General features: G+C 52.1%; 20 protein-coding genes. 5 read left to right on the top strand and 15 right to left on the bottom strand.

Going from position 1 to position 20274, the window contains the following annotated elements:
* Positions 1–17 precede the first annotated feature (17 nt).
* The 12 genes from HCX92_RS02955 to waaC form a co-directional block, all read right to left on the bottom strand.
* Entirely contained in the window at positions 18–1307 is a 1290-nt protein-coding gene (locus HCX92_RS02955) for an O-antigen ligase (RefSeq protein ID WP_169293433.1), read from the bottom strand.
* 182 nt (positions 1308–1489) lie between these two features.
* Entirely contained in the window at positions 1490–3106 is a 1617-nt protein-coding gene (locus HCX92_RS02950; RefSeq protein ID WP_169293432.1) for a Fic family protein, read from the bottom strand.
* Positions 3107–3630: 524 nt separating this feature from the next.
* Positions 3631–4254, bottom strand: coding sequence for a lipoyl(octanoyl) transferase LipB (gene lipB / locus HCX92_RS02945; RefSeq protein WP_169293431.1), 624 nt, complete (start codon positions 4252–4254; stop codon positions 3631–3633).
* A gap of 4 nt (positions 4255–4258) precedes the next feature.
* Entirely contained in the window at positions 4259–4534 is a 276-nt protein-coding gene (locus tag HCX92_RS02940; RefSeq protein WP_169293647.1) for a DUF493 family protein, read from the bottom strand.
* On the bottom strand, positions 4534–5400 hold the full coding sequence (locus tag HCX92_RS02935; RefSeq protein ID WP_169293430.1) for a D-amino acid aminotransferase: 867 nt from the start codon (positions 5398–5400) through the stop codon (positions 4534–4536). The genes HCX92_RS02940 and HCX92_RS02935 overlap by 1 nt, the downstream gene beginning before the upstream one ends.
* 318 nt (positions 5401–5718) lie before the next feature.
* The gene (locus tag HCX92_RS02930) at positions 5719–7008 is read right to left on the bottom strand and encodes a D-alanyl-D-alanine carboxypeptidase family protein (RefSeq protein ID WP_169293429.1); all 1290 of its coding nucleotides are present in this window, start codon (positions 7006–7008) and stop codon (positions 5719–5721) included.
* Positions 7009–7117: 109 nt separating this feature from the next.
* A complete protein-coding gene (locus tag HCX92_RS02925; protein WP_169293428.1) occupies positions 7118–7768 on the bottom strand; it encodes an alpha/beta hydrolase in 651 nt (216 codons plus the stop codon).
* 5 nt (positions 7769–7773) lie between these two features.
* Complete coding sequence (locus HCX92_RS02920; RefSeq protein WP_169293427.1) at positions 7774–7938, bottom strand: hypothetical protein; 165 nt, start codon at positions 7936–7938, stop codon at positions 7774–7776.
* A 2-nt stretch (positions 7939–7940) separates the two neighbouring features.
* Positions 7941–8747: a type III pantothenate kinase gene (locus HCX92_RS02915; protein WP_169293426.1), complete on the bottom strand. Its 807-nt coding sequence runs from the start codon at positions 8745–8747 to the stop codon at positions 7941–7943.
* 9 nt (positions 8748–8756) lie between these two features.
* Positions 8757–9620 (bottom strand): biotin--[acetyl-CoA-carboxylase] ligase, encoded by an 864-nt coding sequence (locus HCX92_RS02910; protein ID WP_169293425.1) that lies wholly within the window; start codon positions 9618–9620, stop codon positions 8757–8759.
* A gap of 22 nt (positions 9621–9642) precedes the next feature.
* Positions 9643–11004, bottom strand: coding sequence for a 3-deoxy-D-manno-octulosonic acid transferase (locus HCX92_RS02905; RefSeq protein ID WP_169293424.1), 1362 nt, complete (start codon positions 11002–11004; stop codon positions 9643–9645).
* A gap of 2 nt (positions 11005–11006) precedes the next feature.
* Positions 11007–11960, bottom strand: a complete 954-nt coding sequence (gene waaC / locus HCX92_RS02900; RefSeq protein WP_169293423.1) for a lipopolysaccharide heptosyltransferase I — start codon at positions 11958–11960, stop codon at positions 11007–11009.
* A 229-nt stretch (positions 11961–12189) separates the two neighbouring features.
* Between waaC and HCX92_RS02895 the strand changes: the two genes are divergently transcribed.
* Positions 12190–13509, top strand: a complete 1320-nt coding sequence (locus tag HCX92_RS02895; protein ID WP_169293422.1) for an aspartate aminotransferase family protein — start codon at positions 12190–12192, stop codon at positions 13507–13509.
* Positions 13510–13591: 82 nt separating this feature from the next.
* A complete protein-coding gene (locus HCX92_RS02890) occupies positions 13592–14116 on the top strand; it encodes a carboxymuconolactone decarboxylase family protein (protein WP_169293421.1) in 525 nt (174 codons plus the stop codon).
* Between the two features lie 8 nt (positions 14117–14124).
* Here the strand turns inward: HCX92_RS02890 and HCX92_RS02885 are convergent, their stop codons facing one another.
* Positions 14125–15045 (bottom strand): endonuclease/exonuclease/phosphatase family protein, encoded by a 921-nt coding sequence (locus tag HCX92_RS02885; RefSeq protein ID WP_169293420.1) that lies wholly within the window; start codon positions 15043–15045, stop codon positions 14125–14127.
* Positions 15046–15060: 15 nt separating this feature from the next.
* Positions 15061–15705 carry a site-2 protease family protein gene (locus tag HCX92_RS02880; RefSeq protein WP_169293419.1) on the bottom strand — a complete coding sequence of 215 codons (645 nt, stop codon included), beginning with the start codon at positions 15703–15705 and terminating at the stop codon, positions 15061–15063.
* 290 nt (positions 15706–15995) lie between these two features.
* On the opposite strand from HCX92_RS02880, the gene HCX92_RS02875 reads away from it, so the two are divergent.
* The 3 genes from HCX92_RS02875 to maiA all read left to right on the top strand — a co-directional run bounded on the left by HCX92_RS02875 (position 15996) and on the right by maiA (position 19260).
* Complete coding sequence (locus HCX92_RS02875; protein WP_169293418.1) at positions 15996–16925, top strand: neutral zinc metallopeptidase; 930 nt, start codon at positions 15996–15998, stop codon at positions 16923–16925.
* 191 nt (positions 16926–17116) lie between these two features.
* Positions 17117–18490, top strand: coding sequence for an aromatic acid/H+ symport family MFS transporter (locus HCX92_RS02870; protein WP_169293417.1), 1374 nt, complete (start codon positions 17117–17119; stop codon positions 18488–18490).
* 110 nt (positions 18491–18600) lie between these two features.
* The gene (gene maiA / locus HCX92_RS02865) at positions 18601–19260 is read left to right on the top strand and encodes a maleylacetoacetate isomerase (RefSeq protein WP_169293416.1); all 660 of its coding nucleotides are present in this window, start codon (positions 18601–18603) and stop codon (positions 19258–19260) included.
* A 67-nt stretch (positions 19261–19327) separates the two neighbouring features.
* Here maiA and HCX92_RS02860 read toward each other — a convergent pair whose 3' ends face one another.
* Positions 19328–20236, bottom strand: coding sequence for a LysR family transcriptional regulator (locus HCX92_RS02860; protein WP_211182236.1), 909 nt, complete (start codon positions 20234–20236; stop codon positions 19328–19330).
* Positions 20237–20274 lie beyond the last annotated feature (38 nt).

Below are 20274 nucleotides of genomic sequence, written 5' to 3'. Positions count from 1 at the left end.
CGTTTAACTTGTCAGCTTTAAGCCTGTTTGCCGGACACTTGACTGTCTTTCCGGGCGGCAGAAAGCAGCAAGAATACCGCCACCATGAAAGTATAAAAAGAAAGCGTTCGCATGCCACGGAACATGAGCTCCGTCATGCCGTACATGGCAAAGCCCAAACAAACAGCGGCCCCCATGGCGGCAAAACTGCGAATGGCCAGCTGGTTGGATTGAACCAGCCGCTTTACAAATATCCAGGCTGGGGCAAAATATAAAAATAGTAAACCCAGCTCACCTAAAAGCCCAAAGCTGCTTAAGACTTGCAAGTAATCATTGTGCGGTTCACCAAAATCGTTCGCCGTATATTCTGATACCAGCCCTTTCGCAAGCGCATGCGTTTTTAATTCTTCTTGATATTGTCCATTGCTACCCGTTCCGGTTAAGGGATTCCGTTTCCATATATCGATGGCTGAGTTCCACAGTTGCAAGCGGATGCAGATAGAGGTGGTTGCAATAGGATCGACCTGGACACAGTGCAAAAATTCATTTTTAGCCTCTTCCACCCGGTTTTGTACCATTGGCATGGAAAACAGCAAGGCAAACACAACAGCCAAACTTACCAAATAGCCAGCCACGATTTTGACCCGTGATTTGTCTTTCCAGGCAAGCAAGATGCCCAGCAGTAAAAACAGGGGAAATGCAACCAGACCAGTGCGGGTTTGTGTAAGCATAAAACCAGCCATGCCCAGCAGGCCAATGATGATTTTGGCGGTTTTTTCTAAACGGGGTTTACTGGTTAATGGCACCCCCATGGAATATAAGGTAATGCAGCTTAACAACAAAGTAATAACGCCGTAACTTACTGCATTGTAGACATCCGTGGTTTCCGGCCTTAGAAAGGTAGGCCATGACAAATAAAAAATATAAGCGAAAGCATAAAGCACCGCTGCATAAACACCCCACAAGCAGTGTTTCAGTTTATCTACCGGAATGTATTTCATGCCCAGCACCAGCAAGGGCAGCCCCACTGAAAACCGTAGGGCTTTTTCTATTTCAGAACCGGAAAGATGCTGGTGCGCGATTTTGGATACCAGCACGGCCAGCAGGTTGACAGAACACAGGATGAACAGGGTTTTGTATTGGCTTGAACAGGCAGCAGGTTCGTTTTGAATGTTTTTACGGTTGGCACCCCATACCACTAAAGATAAAACGCACAGCACATAAAACACGCCACTGGGCAAGTTCTGGTTACTCACCACAAACAAAAACATCAATGCGCTTATGAGTACAACCGTACTGTCCAAATGGGTTTGATATTTTGTTTTCATGGGGTGAGATGGGTCCTGTTTGGGATTGCAATTGAATTTGTATGCAATTGTAGTATGTTTTTGTAGAATGTACGCGTTCCCACGCGGGAGCATGGGAACGAGGAATTCTGGTTGTCCTGTTCCTGGTTCCCATGCTCCGCGTGGGAGCCAATGCCTATTAACGCTGAAGTTCCAGGAAAAGTTTACTTTCCACCAGCCGGCCGCGATGGGTGATACCTATTAACGACGTGCTGGTCAACCAGCAAATCCTCTTGAAAAGCTCGTGCTACCGCTTCAACAATCTCGTCCCATATACCCGGTGCCTGCAATATTGGCATCTGTTTGGCCAATACGTTGCTTAATGCACCTTGGTTTTGCTCAATGGAACGCAGCACGCGGTCGGCCTGCTGGTCGGGCATTTCAATTATTTCTTTAAGTGCCTGGCGTGCCCGTGCATGATTGCGTAAATAACGGGATTGCTCACGCATCTGTTCAGTTAACGTCCGCCTGATAATATTGGACAAATACATCACATGCGGCCCAAGGTCAAGGTAACGCCATACATGACGGGCTTTTTCGACACCGCTGAATTCAAAATTGGATGTTACGCCATCCGGGTAAGTGATGTCGGTGGCGCTAAACGAAACATCATCACTTAGCGTTCGCATCAAGGGTTTGGAAACCTCATCCAATATCATGTCATAAGCCCGACGTTCTGCGGCATTGTCTGTAATAACCGCTGACACAGGCAAAATAACAGGGTCTGGCACAGCCCCGTCACGACGCAGCAGGTCATTAACCAGAAAGCGGTGTATGCGGCCATTGCCATCCGCCAATGGGTGAATATATACAAAACCAAAAGCGGTTACCGCACAACGCATGACCGGTGACTGCCCTTGGGTACGCTCCAGAAAAACGCGCAGGCCTTCCAGCATGGGCGGCACCTCTGCCGCTGGCGGCGCCACATAATGAACCACATCCTGGTACTGGAAGGTTTCCCCCACAAATACCGGAGACTGACGCACACCAAAATGCGTAACCGTGGTGCGATCGCCCAGGATTTCACCCTGTAATTGTGCAAGTGCCTCGTTGCTTAAAGGTAAATCACCCTGCCCGGTCCGGCGCGCCATGACATCGGCAAACCGTTCAATGCGATTGGTGCGGTCCGCCTCCCTTTCTATGGCAAAACTGGCTTTGCTTTCCCGCAATGTCATCCAGATGGCGGCACGTCTTAACAGGTCTTCACCAAATTCAGCAGCCAGGTTCTGGAATAAATGCGGCACATCCAGCTTCATGGCCAGCATGACAGCATCGGTTTTGACAATCATCGGACAGAAGTAGCGCGTTCCCGGCAAGTTATCATTAACACGCCAACGCGATGATTTTATGACTTGGTCTGTTGAAGAGGCCACCAGTTTGCTGCTATCGATGGCATCAACATAGTTGCCACCCAAGCGTTCTGGTAGCTGTAACGTAGCATTGCTGATCCATTCATATAAAAAAGCCGCCCGGCGCGCATATTGTCCTGTGGGTTCGGCATTAACCCAGGTCTGGATAAAATCACCCCCAGTTTTGGCAAACAAACGGGATAAAAATTCCAGATGAGGAATTTCGTGACGCAAATGAAATTGCAAATGGGCTGCAGGCTCTGAAGTAGGCCGCATGGTTTCCGGATAGGTTTCCAGCCGGTCACCATCTATAATTTGCGTAACCCGTCGGCCACCGATCTGGCTTTGTACTGGCAAACGCCCTACCGGAATGATTTGATACGTTTTGGCCAACCATGCCGCGCCGATGGGGTCATCGGGAAGCGTCTTCATCAATTACTCCTGTTGGGTTCAGCGGTTGTGCGCACAAAGAATATGCATCCCCACGCATCGTATCGGTTCCCACGCAGGAGCATGGGAACCAGGTTTCCTATCGCTCGTTGCTCGTTCCCATGCTCCCGTAGGGAATGCGGGTAACCGACTGCTCGTTCCCATGCTCCCGTGGGGAATGCGGGTAACCGACTGCTCGTTCCCATGCTCCCGTGGGGAATGCGGGTAACCGACTGCTCGTTCCCACGCTCCTGCGTGGGAATGCGGGCATGCACAAAACCGATTATATTGTTTTGAAAATGCATTTTTTCAATTATACATACATAAAATCAATTAAAAAACAGGATTTTTGCTCAAATTTGATTATGTAGACGTTCACGATACTCGATCAGCTCTCATTTCCACGCTCTGCGTGGGCATGCAAACCAGCCCCACGCATCGTATCGGATCCCACGCAGGAGCATGGGAACCAGAAACACGCCATCCTCGTTCCCATGCTCCGCGTGGGAATGCATCGCTAAACTTACTTACGCAAACACTTCCATCAGATACCCGCTTACCTTGTCTGCCACTTCCTGCCAGCTGGCTTTCGCGCCAACGGTTTTCATATCAATGGTTTTTAATTCGGCGTAACCGCAAGGGTTGATGCCGTCAAACGGGCTTAAATCCATGTCAACATTAATGGCCAGGCCATGGTAGGTGCAGCCACGGCTGACTTTCACACCCAGGGCGGCAATTTTGGCCAATTCACCGTTTTCCATGGGTACATACACCCCGGGTGCACCGTCTTTGCGGCAGGCCTGGGTAATGCCATAGTCATTCAGGGTATGAATAATGGCGTCTTCCAGCGCGGTAACGTATTCTTTAACGAACATGTTGGCGCGATGCAGGTTGATTAAGGGGTAAATCACCACCTGCCCGGGGCCATGGTAGGTCACCTGGCCGCCCCGGTTGCATCGCACAACCGGTATCTTGCCCGGGTTAAGAACGTGTTCCGGTTTGCCAGCCTGCCCAAGGGTGTACACTGGCGGGTGCTCTACCTGCCAGATCTGGTTTTCCGTGTCTGGCTGGCGGTTTTCCGTGAAGGTTTTCATGGCCTGCCAGGTACTTTCGTAGTCGGCCAGGCCTTCAAGCCGTTTCAGCTGCGCCATAAGCTTACAGCACAACCTTCACCAGCTCGTGACCATGCAGGGAACGATAGATGTTGTCCAGCTGTTCGCGGGAAATGGCGCGCACGGTAAAGGTCAAACCGATGTAATTGCCGCCTTTGCTGGCACGCATTTCAACGGTAGCGGCATCAAAGCCGGGGTCATGCTGCAATACCAGTTCAACCAGCATTTGTGCCAGTTCAGGGTGGTTAACGCCCATGACCTTAATGGGAAAATCACAGGGGTATTCAATTAAGGATTCTTCGGGGGGAATTTCTTTCATCATAATTGTTCAATTTCCAAATCGTAAGCGGCACGCAGTTTTTGGTAGATGGGGCCGGCAACACCCTGGCCCACCGGCTGGCCATTGTATTCAAGAATCGGCAGCACTTCTTTGGTGGCCGAGGTAAACAGCAATTCGTCGGCCTGGGCGACCTGTTCTTCGCTAATGTTTTGTGCCACAAACGGGATGCCACATTGGGCCGCCAGTTTTTCCATTAGGCCGTAGCGAATGCCTTCCAGAATCAGGTTGTTCTTAAGCGGCGCCAGCAGCGTACCGTCTTTAACCACCCAGATGTTGGCCGAAGAGGCCTCGGTCATGAAGCCGTCACGAAACTGGATGACGTCGTCCACCCCTTTGGCATGCGCATATTCTTTGGCCAGAATATTACCCAACAGGGAAACGCTTTTGACGTCGCAATGATACCAGCGTTCGTCGGGCATGCTTACCACCCTGAAACCCTTGGTGCGCAACTCTTCGGAAGGCCGCACAAACGGAGAACTCATCAAGAAAATGGTGGGTGCTACCGGCGGGTTTGGGTAAGCATGATCGCGCTTGGCCACGCCACGGGTGACTTGCAGGTAAACAAAGGTATTATCAGTTTCGGCTTTGTTAACCATGTCGGTCATGAGCTGAATCCAGTCCTGGGTGGTTTTGCCGGTTTCCAGCTTGATGGCCTTAAGACTGCGCTCCAGACGGGCCACGTGTTCGTTCAGGCGGAATGGTTTGCGGTTGTAGGCCGGTACCACTTCATAAATGCCATCACCAAAAATAAAACCCCTGTCCAGAACCGAAATTTTTGCCTGGCTGAGTGGCAGGTATTCGCCATTCAGATAAACCAGGCTGTCACTGCTAATGCCTTGTATCACCGTAAACCTCTATGCCTAGAAAATAAGGCCGGACTGAAGTTTTTCAAGGCGGCCTGAAAATAAAAAATGTGTTGAAAACTCTCGTTCCCACGCAGGAGCATGGGAACCAAAAGTATCGTGCCCGTTCCCACGCGGGAGCTTGGGAACCGGACAGAACCACCCCGGCGCTATGCGCCACCCCTCCGCAGGCGGGGAATTATCCGTCTCGTTCCCACGCTCCTGCGTGGGAATGCAGACCCGTCCCCCGCATCGCACTGGTTCCCACGCGGGAGCGTGGGAACCAGAAACGCTCCTGCGGGGGAATGCATACCTGCAATCCTAGAACATGCCCAGCAGCTTGTCCCACATGCGACCCACGAAACCGGCTTGGGCAACCGCTTCGGTAACCACCAGGGGTTCCTGTTTAAGGATTTTGCCATCGAGCACAAACTGTACCGTACCCACGGTTTGACCTTTGGCCAGCGGAGCCACCAGTTTGCCGTTGTATTGGGTAACGACCTGGACGGCATTTTCCTGGCCACGGGGTACCGTAACGATAACCGGATTCAGCGAACCCAGGTTAACCTGCTTGGTTTCACCTTCCCAGACCCGTGGCTGCACCAGAGGTTTGCCGGCTTCGGCAACGGTTTTGTCGCTGAAGTTCTGGAACCCCCAGTCAAGCAGGGTTTGACTGATCTGTTCGCGGGCACGCACCGAATCAGCCCCCACTACAATCGTGATAATACGGCGACCATCGCGCAGAGCCGTGGAAATCAGGCAGTAACCCGCGTCATCGGTGTGACCGGTTTTCAGACCATCCACCCCGATATTGCGATACAGCAAACCATTACGGTTAGGTTGCCTGATTTTATTGAAGGTAAATTCAGGTTGACTGAAATAATGATAATAGCTGGGGTGATCTTTAATAATATGTTGAGCCAGCACCGACAGATCACGCACGGTGGTGTAGGTGTCTGGCGAAGGCAGGCCGGTAGGATCACCAAAACTGGTGTTGTTCATGCCAAAGGCTTTGGCTTCCTGGTTCATTTGCCCCACAAAAACACTTTCGCTGCCAGCCACCACTTCGGCCAGCTGAATGGTGGCATCATTGCCAGACTGCACAATCATGCCTTGCAGCAAATCACCCACCGATACCTGTTTATTCACCTCAATAAACATGCGCGAACCACCGGTTTTCCAGGCCTTTTCAGAAACGGTCACCATTTGGTCAAGGCTGATGCGTTTGTCGTCCAAGGCGGAAAACACCAGGCTGGCCGTCATGAGTTTGGTCAGTGAGGCCGGTGCAATTCGCAGGTCGGGTTCGACATTACCAATAATCTGGTTGCTGTTTACATCAAAAACCATCCAGGCCTTAATAGGCGGGTTAGGTGGAGCAACACTGGCAAAGTCACTGACAACCGGCGTTTGGGCGTTGGTAACAGTAATGCTTGAGCGGGCTTCAGGGGCCTGGGTAGCAGCAGGTGCGGGATTATTAAGTACCGAGGTAACAACTGAACCGTTTACCGTGGTTTCTGCCTGGGCAGGTGTTTTATTTTTATCATAAAAATAATAGGCACCCCCAGCGAGTGCCACAACGATCAGACCAAGTAATAAACGACGGGAAGACATAAAAAAACAGTATCCGGTTAGAGTTGTAAGATAAGGCAATGGCATGAAAAACCATGCCATTGCGGTTTATTATAAGCCCTGTTGCCGGTAAACCCACGCCAGCACTGACTTATTTCAGGATTTGGTCCAGCTTAATTTGTATCAATCTTTTCAATTGAATCAGGAACCCATGAAAAAAATGGGTCGCCTCGGGAATCACCGTTACCGGGATCTGATAAGGCCTGATCCAGTCGAAAACTTCCTGCAAAGGCACAACCTCATCTTTTTCACCATGTACGACCAGCAAATCGGCAGGTAGTTCAATATCACGATATTGAAACCGCCATACGGCTGGCCCCAGCAGCATCATGGCATCGGGCAATTGATGCTGAGCCTCTTTTTGTTCGGCATACAGCTGGGCTGCCACCGCCGTACCAAATGAAAAACCGGCCAGCACCCATTTTTTATGGCCCACTTCGGGATAAAGCCGTTCAATTTGTTCAATGAGCATTTGCATGTCACGGGTTTCACCATGAGCCTTATCGAACTCACCTTCAGACAGACCCACGCCCCTGAAGTTGGGACGCACGGCAACCAGACCGTTCTGGGCACATGTCCGGGCCACCGTCGTGACAATTTTATTATCCCGCGTACCTTCATGCAGCGGATGCGGATGCAACACCAGGGCCCAGCCCCTGATGGGGGTATCGGGCCAGTCGATGGCGCAATCCATATTGCCGGCCATCCCGTTCAAGATGATTTTTTCTGTTTTGATTGCCATTGCTATTACTGGCCCAAAGGCCCTGTTTTAAGTGCATGCGACTTGAATTCCACGGGTGGCTTGACGGCCCCGCCCGGATTTATTTCACTGGGCGGTTTACCCACCCAGCCCTGCCCGTGTGCATACACCAGGCCATTGGCCAGCCAAATAACAAAAAACAAGGTTCGCATAATTAATGATTCCATTCGGCCCGTGCATAGATACGCAAGCCATCCAGCACGGGAGATTCAATTTCCTGCAAAGTGATTGTATCAAATCCCTTTACCTGCGCGATGTCGTTAAGCAAACGGTGCAGCTCTGGCAATACCCCATGCCGGGCACCACCGGTCACGAAAATGGTGGGAGGCTGAGCGGTTTTATCCAGTACGGCTTTCCATTGCCGCACAATGGCTCCAGCCTGGGCGGCAATAATGCCACTTAAGATCGCCTGTTCGGTATTATGCGGAAAAGCCGGGGGTACCTCACTTTTACGCAGGTCGATGGCAGGCAGATTGGCGGTCCCTTTATGCAAACTGGCACGCATGAGCATAACACCAGGAAAGATCAGCCCCCCCATGAAGAGGTTGTCGGCATCAATGCTGTCAACGGTGGTGGCCGTACCAAAGCTCACCAGCATGGCAGGCAATTCGGGATGTTGCCGATGTTCGGAAAGCCCCAAGAGCCCCATCCAGCGGTCGGCGCCCAGCTGTTCGGGATGTTGGTAACTGTTTTTCAGGTGCAGGGTTTGCGCCTGCGCGGCCAGCCATTGAAGCGGACAGGAAGCAGGCAGGGCCTGCTGGATTTTGTGTGCAATGACTTCACCGGCCACGTTAACGCCAATGGCCCTTACAGGAACTTCGGGCAAGGTATTGCACCAGTCGTGCAGTTTGTCTATATGGTCGTGCTCCAGCACCAGAAGGTCTTCGGTTTGCCGGAATTGGTTGATAAGGTAAGTGACTTTTACCCGGGTATTGCCCGAGTCGATCAGTAGCATGAGCATGGCGCGCTCCTAGGTATGGGTACGGGCACGAATGCTGATATCACCGTTGGTGACAAGATGCAGGCCCTGCCCGTTTTCAACCACCAGGCATGCCTGGTCATTTAAACCCCTGGCAGTGCCTGTGAGTACAATTTTATCACCAGACAGCACATTAACCTCACATGTTTTAAGGGCATCCAGGCTTTCATGGCGTTGCCGGAACGGCGCGAAACCTTCCTGTTCGTAAAGGGAAAAAGCCTCGGACCAGGCACGGGCAATACGGGCAACCAGCAGGGCAATGTGCTCAGCCTGTTCATCCTGCCGGTTCAGGCTCATCAAAACCGAAGTCCAGTCGGCCACTTTGCGACCCAGGTCCTGGCTAAGCGCTTCAGCCTGGGAAAGGTTCATTCCCATACCCACCACCACCACATGATGACGGTCATTCACCCGGCCATTTCCCGGCTTGACCGATTCAACCAGCAGACCCGAGAGTTTGCCCTCATCAAACTGGATATCGTTGGGCCACTTCATGCTTAAACGGTCCTGTGCGGCAGAGCCCACCATCTTGCGCAACTGTTCACAGGCCACAATACCGGCTACCGGTGCCAGCATGGGCAGTTGCGCCGGCGGCAGGAAAACATCATACGCACAGGAAAACATCAGGGTGGCGCCCGCATTATCCACCCATTTGCGCCCGCTACGTCCCTTGCCTTTTTGCTGGTGATGGGCTCCAATCAGGGCCGGGCGCCCCCACTGGCTCTGCAGGTTGCGCGCTTCCTGCATCAGAAAAGTGTTGGTTGAATCAATTTGTTCAACCCAGGCAATAGAAGAAAAGTCAGGCAAGGCGGAAAACAGGGTTTTCTGCAGCATGCCTGCACTGGGCAATAGGGTCATTATGGATAACTCTGGTAATACACTAACGAAGATAAGGTTTCAGGGCACTCATGATACGATCGGTGGCCCCCTCATGCAATGATAACCACTGCTTGGCCGCTTTGCTCATGCCAAGCCGCTGTTCTTCATTACCCAGGATTTTAAGAGCCAGTTTAATGGCCCCTTCTTCGTTCTGGGTACGCCGGGCAGCCCCTTCCGACAAGGCGTCTTCCACCGATTGCTGGAAATTTTCCGTATGCGGGCCAACAATGACCGGTACTCCCACGGCACAGGGCTCAATATGGTTCTGACCACCATACTCGCCAAAACTGCCTGCCACAATCGCCAGATCGGACATGGCGTAATAAAAGAACATGTCCCCAACACTGTCACACAAGAGAATATCGATGGTTTTCAGATCATCATTGATGGGGTTTTGCGAGCGGCAACGGTACGTAAGGCCACTTTGCTGAATCAGTGTTTCCACTTCCCGGAACCGTTGTGGATGACGGGGAATAATCATGAACAGGGGCAAGGATGACGCTGCTTCCTGCCGGGACTGTTGCTCTTGATTTTTAACCAATGCCTTGATGACCTTGAGAAAACCCTCTTCTTCACCGTCCCGGGTACTGGCAATGGCCACCACCTGACGGTTGATAACCTGGCGTACCACTTGACCTGCATGTACCTGGCTATAAGAAATATTAAGGTCAAATTTCAGATTGCCAACCACTTGCAGGCGCTTGACGCCCAGATCATCAAGCCGGGCAGAGTCGACACGGCTTTGGGTAAGCACCAAATCCAGTCCAGCCAGGGCATTACGCATGACGCTGCCCAGCCAATGGGCCTGTTTGTAGGCCGATTCGGAAAACCGGGCACTGGCCACAATCAGCGGCATTTTCTGGCGATTGGCCTCGGCCACCATATTGGGCCAGATTTCACGTTCAATCAAAATGCCGCAACGGGGCTTCCAGTGCTCCAGAAACCCCCTGACTGCCTCGGGGAAATCATAGGGCACCCAAGCCTGGCACAACATACCCTGACCAATCGCATCGGCAAACATACGGGCACCTTGCGCCCTGCCAGTGGCTGTCATATGGGTTAACAAAACCGGAAAGCCCTGGTCCAACAAAGCCTGAATCAGGGGATGCGCAGCCCGGGTTTCACCAAGACTGACGGCATGCACCCACACCGGGCGCCTGAACGTGAAAATGGTTTCGGCATAGCCTTCATCATCACCATGGGCAATGCTGGAACCGGCAGGTGCCGAATGAGGGTAACGGCCAAAACGCTCATCACCGCGAATGTCCCATTTCCCGCCCGCCTTGCGGGCACGACGCTCTAGCAGCCATAATGCAATGGGTGCAATCAGACGCAGCGTATTAGTATAAAAGAATCGGTTCATGGTTAGCTTGCCAGTGCCTGTTTCAGTTTGGATAACACCATTTCCCGTGTGGGTGGAATGCCCCGGTCACCCAGACTGGCCGTAAAGGCAGCGCCTACCAGCGGTGTTCTGACCGGGGTGGAAGCGCTGTAAATGCCAATTGTAGGACGACCCAGCGCGGCGGACAAATGCGTCAGACCGCTATCAAGCCCAATCATCATGCGGGCAGGTGCAATGACACGGGCCACATCGGTCAGGGACATACGGGGCAAAATCCCGGCATCGGGAAAGTCACGTACCAGCGCCCGGGCGCGTTCGGTTTCTTTTTCATTGCCGGCCAGCAGCTTCAGGCTTAGCCCGGCAGCATTCAATTCACGGAATACGGCATGCCAGTCAGCCTCGGGCCACAGCTTGTCTTCACGACTGGCCGAGGGCATGATGACGACGTAATCCTGGATGGCAACGCCATCGGTAAATTTTTGCAGGCCAAAATCGGGCTCGCCGTCGTACTGGTAATTGAAAGTCGCCGCTGCCAGCATACGTTGACGGGTAACCGCAGGCTGCCAGAAAGCCACGGTATGCCTGACATCATAAAACAGGGAAGCCATGGACTCCCGGGCAGATTTCCAGTCCAGCCCATGCTTGACCCCCTTGGCCTGACGGACAATCCAGGCGGATTTCATGAGGGCCTGCATATCCAGCACAACATCGTATCGGGTACTTTTAAGTTTACGCTTGAGCTCGGCCCTTTCCTTCCGGGTAGGCGCCGACCACCAGGTTTTACGCCAGCGACGGTGAGCCACCTTGATAACCTCATGCACAGCAGGATGCCAGGCGGGAATTTCAGCAAAAGCCTCTTCAGCAACCCAGTCTATTTGCGCATCAGGAACATGTTTGGCAATATCCGAAATGGCCGGCAGCATGTGCACCAGATCGCCCAGCGAGGAAGAGCGAACAATAAGAATTTTTGTTGTCATATTATTTTTGGTCAAAGTAAACGGAACACCTTTGCCGATTATGGCCATACATGATGCCTGCATTTTACTTTAATATTTGGAGTTTTGAAATTTTCACTTAAGGTATAGAATAGTCGAACATCTATACCGCGTTACACCGAACCGGCAAATTCAGGCCATACCGCCCGTATTTGCTTATTTTTATCTTCCCTGTCACCTATATACAGGGATTTACCCGGAGCCCGGAAAAATGACCCATGTTTTCCACCGTAACCCCAAAGTGTCCCTGAAAACAGCCGTGGGCGGTAAAGGTATCCGTCTTTTTGATTCGGACGGAAAGAGTTATATCGATGCCTGTGGCGGCGCAGCGGTTTCATGCCTGGGGCACGGACATCCGGCCGTGATTGAGGCCATCAAGCAGCAGCTTGACACCATTGCCTATGCACATACTTCATTCTTTACCACGCAAGTGGCCGAGGATCTGGCCGATTTTCTGCAAAACAAGGCCCCAGGCAATCTTAACCATGTGTATTTTGTATCAGGTGGCTCAGAAGCGGTGGAAGCAGCCCTGAAGCTGGCACGCCAGTATTTTGTGGAAATTGACCAAACCGAACGCAGACATTTTATTGCCCGCCGCCAAAGCTATCACGGCAATACACTGGGCGCCCTGGCAATTGGTGGCAACGCCTGGCGACGCCAGCCTTTTTTACCCCTGCTCATAGAGGCGCATCACGTGTCTCCCTGCTATGCCTACCGTGACCAGCTTCCCAACGAGTCCGAAGAACAATATGCCTCCCGCCTGGCCCATGAGCTGGAAGACAAAATTCTTGAGCTCGGGCCGTCCACCGTGGCCGCCTTTGTGGCCGAAACCGTGGTGGGCGCGACAGCCGGTGCCGTGCCACCGGTAAAAACCTACCTTCAGAAAATCCGCGCGGTTTGCGATAAATACGGTGTTTTGCTCATTCTTGATGAGGTCATGTCGGGTATGGGCCGCACCGGCCACCTGTTTGCCTGCGAAGAAGACGGTGTGGTACCCGACATTATTACCATTGCCAAAGGCCTGGGGGCCGGTTACCAACCGATTGGCGCAACCCTGTGCTCGGATAAAATTTACGATGTGATTGTCAATGGCAGCGGTTTTTTCCAGCATGGCCATACTTATATTGGTCACGCCACCGCCTGTGCCGCTTCGCTGGCGGTTCAAAAAACCATACAGGATCAAAACCTGCTGGCCAATGTGCTGCAGCGTGGCGAACAACTGCGCAATGAACTACGCCAGGCATTTTCCGGTAACGGGCATATTGGCGACATTCGTGGACGCGGACTGTTTGTGGGAATCGAACTGGTGCAAGACCGGGAAAGCAAAAAGCCCCTGGATCCGGCGCTTAAAACCCATGCCCGAATCAAGGCACAGGCCAAGGAAAACGGCCTGCTGGTCTACCCCATGGGCGGCACCATCGACGGACGCCTGGGCGATCACATTTTGCTGGCCCCCCCCTTTATTTGCACCGAAGCAGACATTAGCGATATTGTGAGTCGGCTCAACGATACGGTATCGCAGGTTTTATAAGATGAATTAACCGCAGCTCCCGTTTTTACCACGGGAGCAACCACATATATTAAATGCACAAAACAACAGGAGAGACCATTTAATGGCACGTTTACCTTATGCCGATTTAACCACCCCACAAACCAAGCCCCTGGTCGACCAGATTGTGGCCGAACGTGGCAGCGTTATTCATTTATACCAAATGCTGTTGCACAGCCCCGCCATTGCCCAGGGCTGGTTGGATTACCTGACCGCGGTACGTCAAAAAAGCACTCTGCCCGGTGATATCCGTGAATTGATTATTATGCGGGTGGCGGTCTTGAATGGCGCTCCCTACGAAGCCGACCAACATGCTCCCATTGCCCTGAAAGAAGGCGTCACCCAAGCCCAGCTTGATGCCCTGGACGACTGGGAAAACAGCGATTTATTTGATGAGCAAACCCGCGCCGTGCTGGCCTACACCGATTCAATGACCCGGCAGATTCAGGTTCCCAAAGAAATTTTTGAGGCCGTCCGCAAGCATTATGACAATCAGAAGCTGGTGGAACTGACCGCCACCATCGGTGCCTACAATATGGTGTCACGTTTTCTGGAAGCGCTGGATATCCACCAGGACGACCAACGGTAAGCGGGTGATTACGCATCCTGGGGTTTCGCCAATGCCAGCTCCACGCAGATCGGGGCATGGTCGGATATTTTGCTCCAGGGCCTGCCTTTTAATACCTGGGCAGAACGGATTTCAAAACCGCGCTGGTACATCCTGTCCAGCCTTAGCCACGGGAAAGCCGCCGGAAAAGTGCGCGCTGGCGGCAATTCCTCGGGGTCTTGCAGGTGCTTAAGCACCTTGGGCAAGGTTTTCAGGGAAATCTCAGGTAATTTCATCCGCTGGGAACGCAGTTTTTTCTCAGTCTCCATGAGCTTTCTGAAGCTGAAGGTATCCCAAAGACGCTTGAATGAAACTTTCATGCGGGGCAGTTCATCATCAAGCCGCAGCGGTGTCTGGGCAAATACCTCATGCACACCCAACTCTTCGGCAAAAAAAGGAGCCAGTTTTTCATTCCAGTCATTGAAATCACCGGCAATAATCAAGGGTTCATCTTCGGGCACCAAACGCTTGATACGTTCGATAATAGCCGCAACCTGACGGATCCGGCTACCGTGAAACAACCCCAAATGCACCACAAAACAATGTATGCAATGCTCACCGATCTTTACCCGGGCATGCAAAACACCACGCTGCTCCAGCTTATGGTCGGAAATATCCTCATTTTCATGGTCAATAATTTCATACTTGGACAACAGTGCATTGCCATGATCGGTTTTTTTCCTGATGGCATTGCACCCATAGGCCACTTCCATATGCAAATGTCCGGCCAATAAGGCAGGCTGGGCATGCTGGTGCCGCTCTTTTTCGTTTCGCCCCTGGATTTCCTGTAAAAAAACCAGATCCGCTTTCAGGCCCGAAAGCCCTGCACTTAGATCAAGCAGTGAACTGCGACGCCCCAAGGCGGTTTTCCCTTTGTGAATGTTATAACTGACAATTCTAAGTACTGTCATGTTTTTTCGTGTTCCTTAAAGAATGAACAGGGTAACCAGCCATTGAACAACCATTTGGATAATTGGAAAAATAATAGGGCTGAGCAATCCGGTTACTATTAATCCTATGAGTATGAACATGCCGTAAGGTTCAATTTTATTGTATTCCCAGGCCAGCTTGGGTGGCAACAAACCCGACAGCACCCGTCCGCCATCCAGGGGCAGCAAGGGAAACAGGTTGAAAACCATTAGAATGACGTTGACCTGAATGCCTGCAATGGCCATGAGCCACCAGAAGCTGCCAAAACCGCCCAGTTCAAGGGCCACTCTGGCCATGATAGCCCAGAAAACAGCCATGAGCAGATTGGCACCAGGTCCGGCAGCGGCAACCCAGATCATGTCTTTTTTGGGATTGCGCAAATTATTGAAATTGACCGGAACCGGCTTGGCCCAGCCAAAAATAAACCCGGTATTCAGCAGGGCCATGGCCAACGGCACAATAATCGTTCCCACCGGATCAATATGTTTGACCGGGTTCATGCTGATTCGTCCCAGCATAAAAGCGGTCTGGTCGCCAAATTTCCGGGCGGCATAACCATGGGCAGCCTCGTGCAAGGTAATTGCAAACAGCAAAGGCAGCGCGTAAACGGTAATTGATTGAACTATTTGGCCAAAATCCACAAAAACAACTCCAGAAATTCCATAAGACCCAAAACGGGCAAGCAAAACACGCCATTACAGAAATTGCGCCCATGAATGAGAATAATTAACGCAACATCCTGCTTTGATCCCCATTTTACCAGCAAGTTGTTGGCAGACTTGTTAAGTGAAAAAAAGACTTCGTTGCAAGAACGCAAAACTTGCAATCGTTTACACCCGGAATAAGGGACTTGCCCTGATTATGTTTAAAATGAGGCAAAAACTTTTGTACAGCGGTGCAATATCGCACCCATGGTTTCAAGGAAAATACAATGCGCTTGGATGGGTCAGACGAAAGCAAAAACATAGAAGATCGTCGGGGCAGCCATACCGGGATGGGTGGTGGCATGTTTGGCCGTGGTGGCGGCATGTTCGGGGGAGGAAGAGGTGGTGGTGGTGGCGGTGGTGGCAAGAAATTTGGCCTGGGAACCATCGTGCTTATCCTGGTTGCCATGTATTTTGGGGTGGATCCCAACCTGCTGCTGCAAATGACCGGTTCCGACGCCCCCTCACAATATGAAGCAACCACGTATTCACAAGGACCAACGCCAGGCCTCAGCGATGCTGAAAGCAGGTTTGTGGCCAAGGTGCTTAAAACCACCGAAGACGCCTGGGGCAGAATATTCCAGCAACAGCAATGGGGGGCCTACCCCGAACCCAAGCTGGTGTTATACAGCGGATCCACACGCAGTGCCTGTGGCCTGGGCCAGGCGGCGATGGGCCCTTTTTATTGTCCGGCCGATGAAAAGGTTTACCTGGATTTAAGCTTTTTCAGGGAAATGGGCCAGCGCCTGGGTGCGCATGGCGACTTTGCCCAAGGCTATGTAATTGCCCACGAAATCGGCCATCATGTGCAAAACCGCCTGGGCATCCTGGATCAGGTCAACGAGGCACGCAGCCGTGGCAACCAGCGTCAGGCCAACGCACTTTCCGTCCTGTCCGAGCTGCAGGCAGATTGCCTGGCCGGCATTTGGGCCAACCAGTTGCGACGCCAGGGGGACATTATTGAACCCGGCGATATTGAAGAGGCCATCAATGCGGCAGCCGCCGTGGGCGATGACCGCCTGCAAAAACAGCAGCAGGGTTATGTCGTTCCTGACGCGTTTACCCATGGCACGTCACAGCAACGCATGACCTGGTTCAAGCGGGGCCTGGAAAGCGGTAATATCGCGCAGTGTGATACCTTTGCCAGCACCCGGTAAGCGCCAGGAAACAAGCGCTACGGCTTTGTCATAATATAAAAGTTATGACAAAGCCGTAAATATCATTTTATTTTCAAGACCACATCAGGTTACATTGGCCGCATACGTGAAAATGCATTGTTTTCATGATACTGCCGGGAAACCTCCATCACATTGCACAGACCCGGCATTGTCTTTCCGGAGTCTTTGAAATGTCCAATACGTCCCAATCATTAAGTGTGCAAAAAGCCCTTGATGATGCCCCCATTTCCCGCTACCAGTGGAAAACCATCCTGCTGTGCTTTTTGATTGTTGCCACCGATGGCCTTGATACGGCCGCCATCGGTTTTATCGCCCCGGCCATTATTGCCGATTGGGGCTTAAGCAGGCCCCAGCTAACCCCCCTGTTCATTTCGGGCCTTATTGGCCTGACCCTTGGCGCCATTATCTTTGGCCCGCTGGCTGACCGTCTGGGCCGCAAGAAAATTCTCATCTTCAGCGTTTTCTTTTTTGGCCTCATGAGTCTGCTGTCGGCCTTTTCCCCCAATATGGAAACCCTGGCCTTTCTGCGTTTTTTAACCGGCATCGGTCTGGGAGGGGCCATGCCCACCGCCATTACCCTGACGTCCGAATTCCTGCCTGCCCGTCGTCGCTCAGCCCTGGTGACCCTAATGTTTTGTGGATTCACGCTGGGTTCGGCCCTGGGAGGCGTGCTTACCGCACAATTGCTGCACTTGGTTAATTGGCACGGCATTCTGGTACTGGGTGGTGTACTGCCGCTGGCACTGGTGATTATGTTGTCCATCTTCCTGGATGAGTCTCCCCGTTATCGTGTCAGCAAAAACGAGCCCGCTCAAAACATTGCCGCTTTCATGGGAAAAATTACCGGTAAAACCTACCCCAATACCGTCTTCCATCTGGATGAAGTCAAAACCGGCAAAAGTGCGGTTACCGCCCTGTTCCAGCCCGGCCTGTTCATGGTGACTGCAGTGTTATGGCTGGCATTTTTCATGAGTTTCCTGATTATTTACCTGTTCTCCAGCTGGGTACCCACCCTGCTTGGCAGTATTGGTGTCGAACTGTCCAAAGCATCCTGGATTACCGCTGCCTTCCAGATTGGTGGCACCCTGGGCGCCATTTACCTGGGCAACCTCATGGACAAGCGCAACCCTTATAAAGTGTTAATTACCAGCTATATCCTGGGTGCCGGTTTCATTGCCCTTATTGGTTTTTCAACCAGTAATATTCCTTTATTGGTGCTGGGCATTTTTGGTGCCGGTGTGGGCATTAGTGGCGCACAGGTAGGATTCAACTCTTTATCTGCCATTTTGTATCCCACCGAATGCCGGGCAACCGGTGTTAGCTGGGCCAATGCCGCCGGACGCTGCGGTGCCATTTTTGGTGCGTTTGCGGGTGGCACCATGATTTCCTGGGGCTATGAGTTCACGACCATCTTCAAGGCACTGGCCTTCCCCGCCTTGATTACCGCTTCATGCATCCTGGTGCTGTATATGTTCTCGCTAGCCAAACAAAAGCGGGCACGCCAAGGCACCACCATGAATGCAACACCCGCCAATGCATCGTAAAACCATTTATTTGCAGCAGTCACACTCAATTATAAAACGGGAAGACGCCCCTGCTGTCGGGGGTCTTCCGCACCAGCCAAATGGCCTTAACCATCAAAAAAAGACAAACAATGACTAAACTTTACAGCTTTTTCAACAGTTCCGCCTCTTACCGTGTACGTATTGCTTTAGCGCTAAAAGGCATCCAGTACGAAACCGCAGGCATTAATATCCGTTCAGGTGAGCAGAACGATCCCGGGTTTTGCAAGCTGAACCCCATGGCCCTGGTACCTGCCCTGGCGGATATTCCTGAAGGATCCATTGGTCAGTCGCTGGCCATCATTGATTACCTGGACCGGAAATACCCCAACGTTGCCCCGCTTATCCCTGAAGATACCGCGCAGCGTGCCCTGGTTCTGGAAATCGCCTATGGCATTGCCTGCGATATTCACCCCGTTAACAATATGCGTATCCTGAAATACTTAAGCAAAGACCTTCAGATCAGTGAGGAACAAAAACAGGCCTGGTATGAACACTGGATCGCAACGGGCTTGAAAAGTATTGAAGCTTTGCTTGAAAAAGCCGGCTCTGATCATTTCTGCGTTGGCGATACGCCCACTCTGGCCGACTGCTGCCTGATTCCGCAGCTGGCCAACGCCATTCGCATGAAATGTGATGTGAGCGCCTATCCCCGTTGCCTGAAAGTGTACGGGCATTGCACAAGCATGCCCGCCTTCAAGGCCGCGGCACCTGAGAACCAGCCCGATTACATCGCACCGGCTACTGCCTGATGGGTCTTGTGCCCACGCGGGAGCGTGGGCACACAAACAGGCGTGGGAAAAAGCCCGCTTCTTCTTATTACCGCGATGCCTCTACCAGGTGCCCAAGGAAGGCCTCGAGCGTATCTGACGGCGGTTCGTTCTGACGCCAGAAAATACCCACACTGCCCTTTTGTTCGATTTTGGGCAAGTCCAGAATCACCAGCTGCCGCTCTTTGGCAAAACTGTCAGCCAGTCGCTGTGACAGAATCCCCACCATATCGCTACCCTGCAACATGCGAACCGTGGCGCTCATGGAGCCAGATTCGACATGATTGGCGGGCATCATCATCCCCAGGTCAACCAGGGCATGGTCAATACTGCTGCGGATTGGCGTGCCGGTAGGCCAGACAATCCAGTCATAATCACCAAGCTGTGCCCAATCAATATTGGACTGGCCCGCCAGGGGATGCCACGGTCTTGCCACAAAACAGATGGGTTCGGTATACAGGACCTTGTAATTCAACGGCAATTGCAGGGCGCTTCCCCCCACCCGGCCAATGACCGCATCAATATGGCCGGACACCAATTGTTCCAGCAAAGGCATCATGACGCTTTCAATGATGCGTACATGAACATTGGGGTAATCCTTGAGCAGATCCAGCACGGCTTTTGATACGACATCGGTGGCCACCGGTGAACTGCCAATCATAAGCGAACCCTGGATACCTTCCTTGAACAATTCTATGTCCCGGGTAGAACGCTCCAGGTCATTAACCAGTCGTCGTGCATGCTTAACCACCAGCAAGCCCCCCGGCGTAGGCCGGATGCCCTTGCTATGCCTTTCAAACAGGGGCATGCCGATTTCTTCTTCCAAGCCAGACAGCCATTTTGACAGGGCCGGCTGGGTAATATTCATAAGCTCGGACACCCGAGTCAGGTTTTGCTGCTCGGCCAGCGCCACCAAAGTTTTCAGGTGATGAAATTTGAGTTTAGCAATCCAGCTCATGATTAAAACCAACCGTCATATTAAAAATAAACAACCGG

The sequence above is a fragment of the Advenella sp. EE-W14 genome, assembly GCF_012923605.1.
GTDB lineage: Bacteria > Pseudomonadota > Gammaproteobacteria > Burkholderiales > Burkholderiaceae_B > Advenella > Advenella alkanexedens.
Note: the sequence above shows the minus strand (reverse complement) of the source record. Positions and strands in the feature narration are given on the sequence as shown.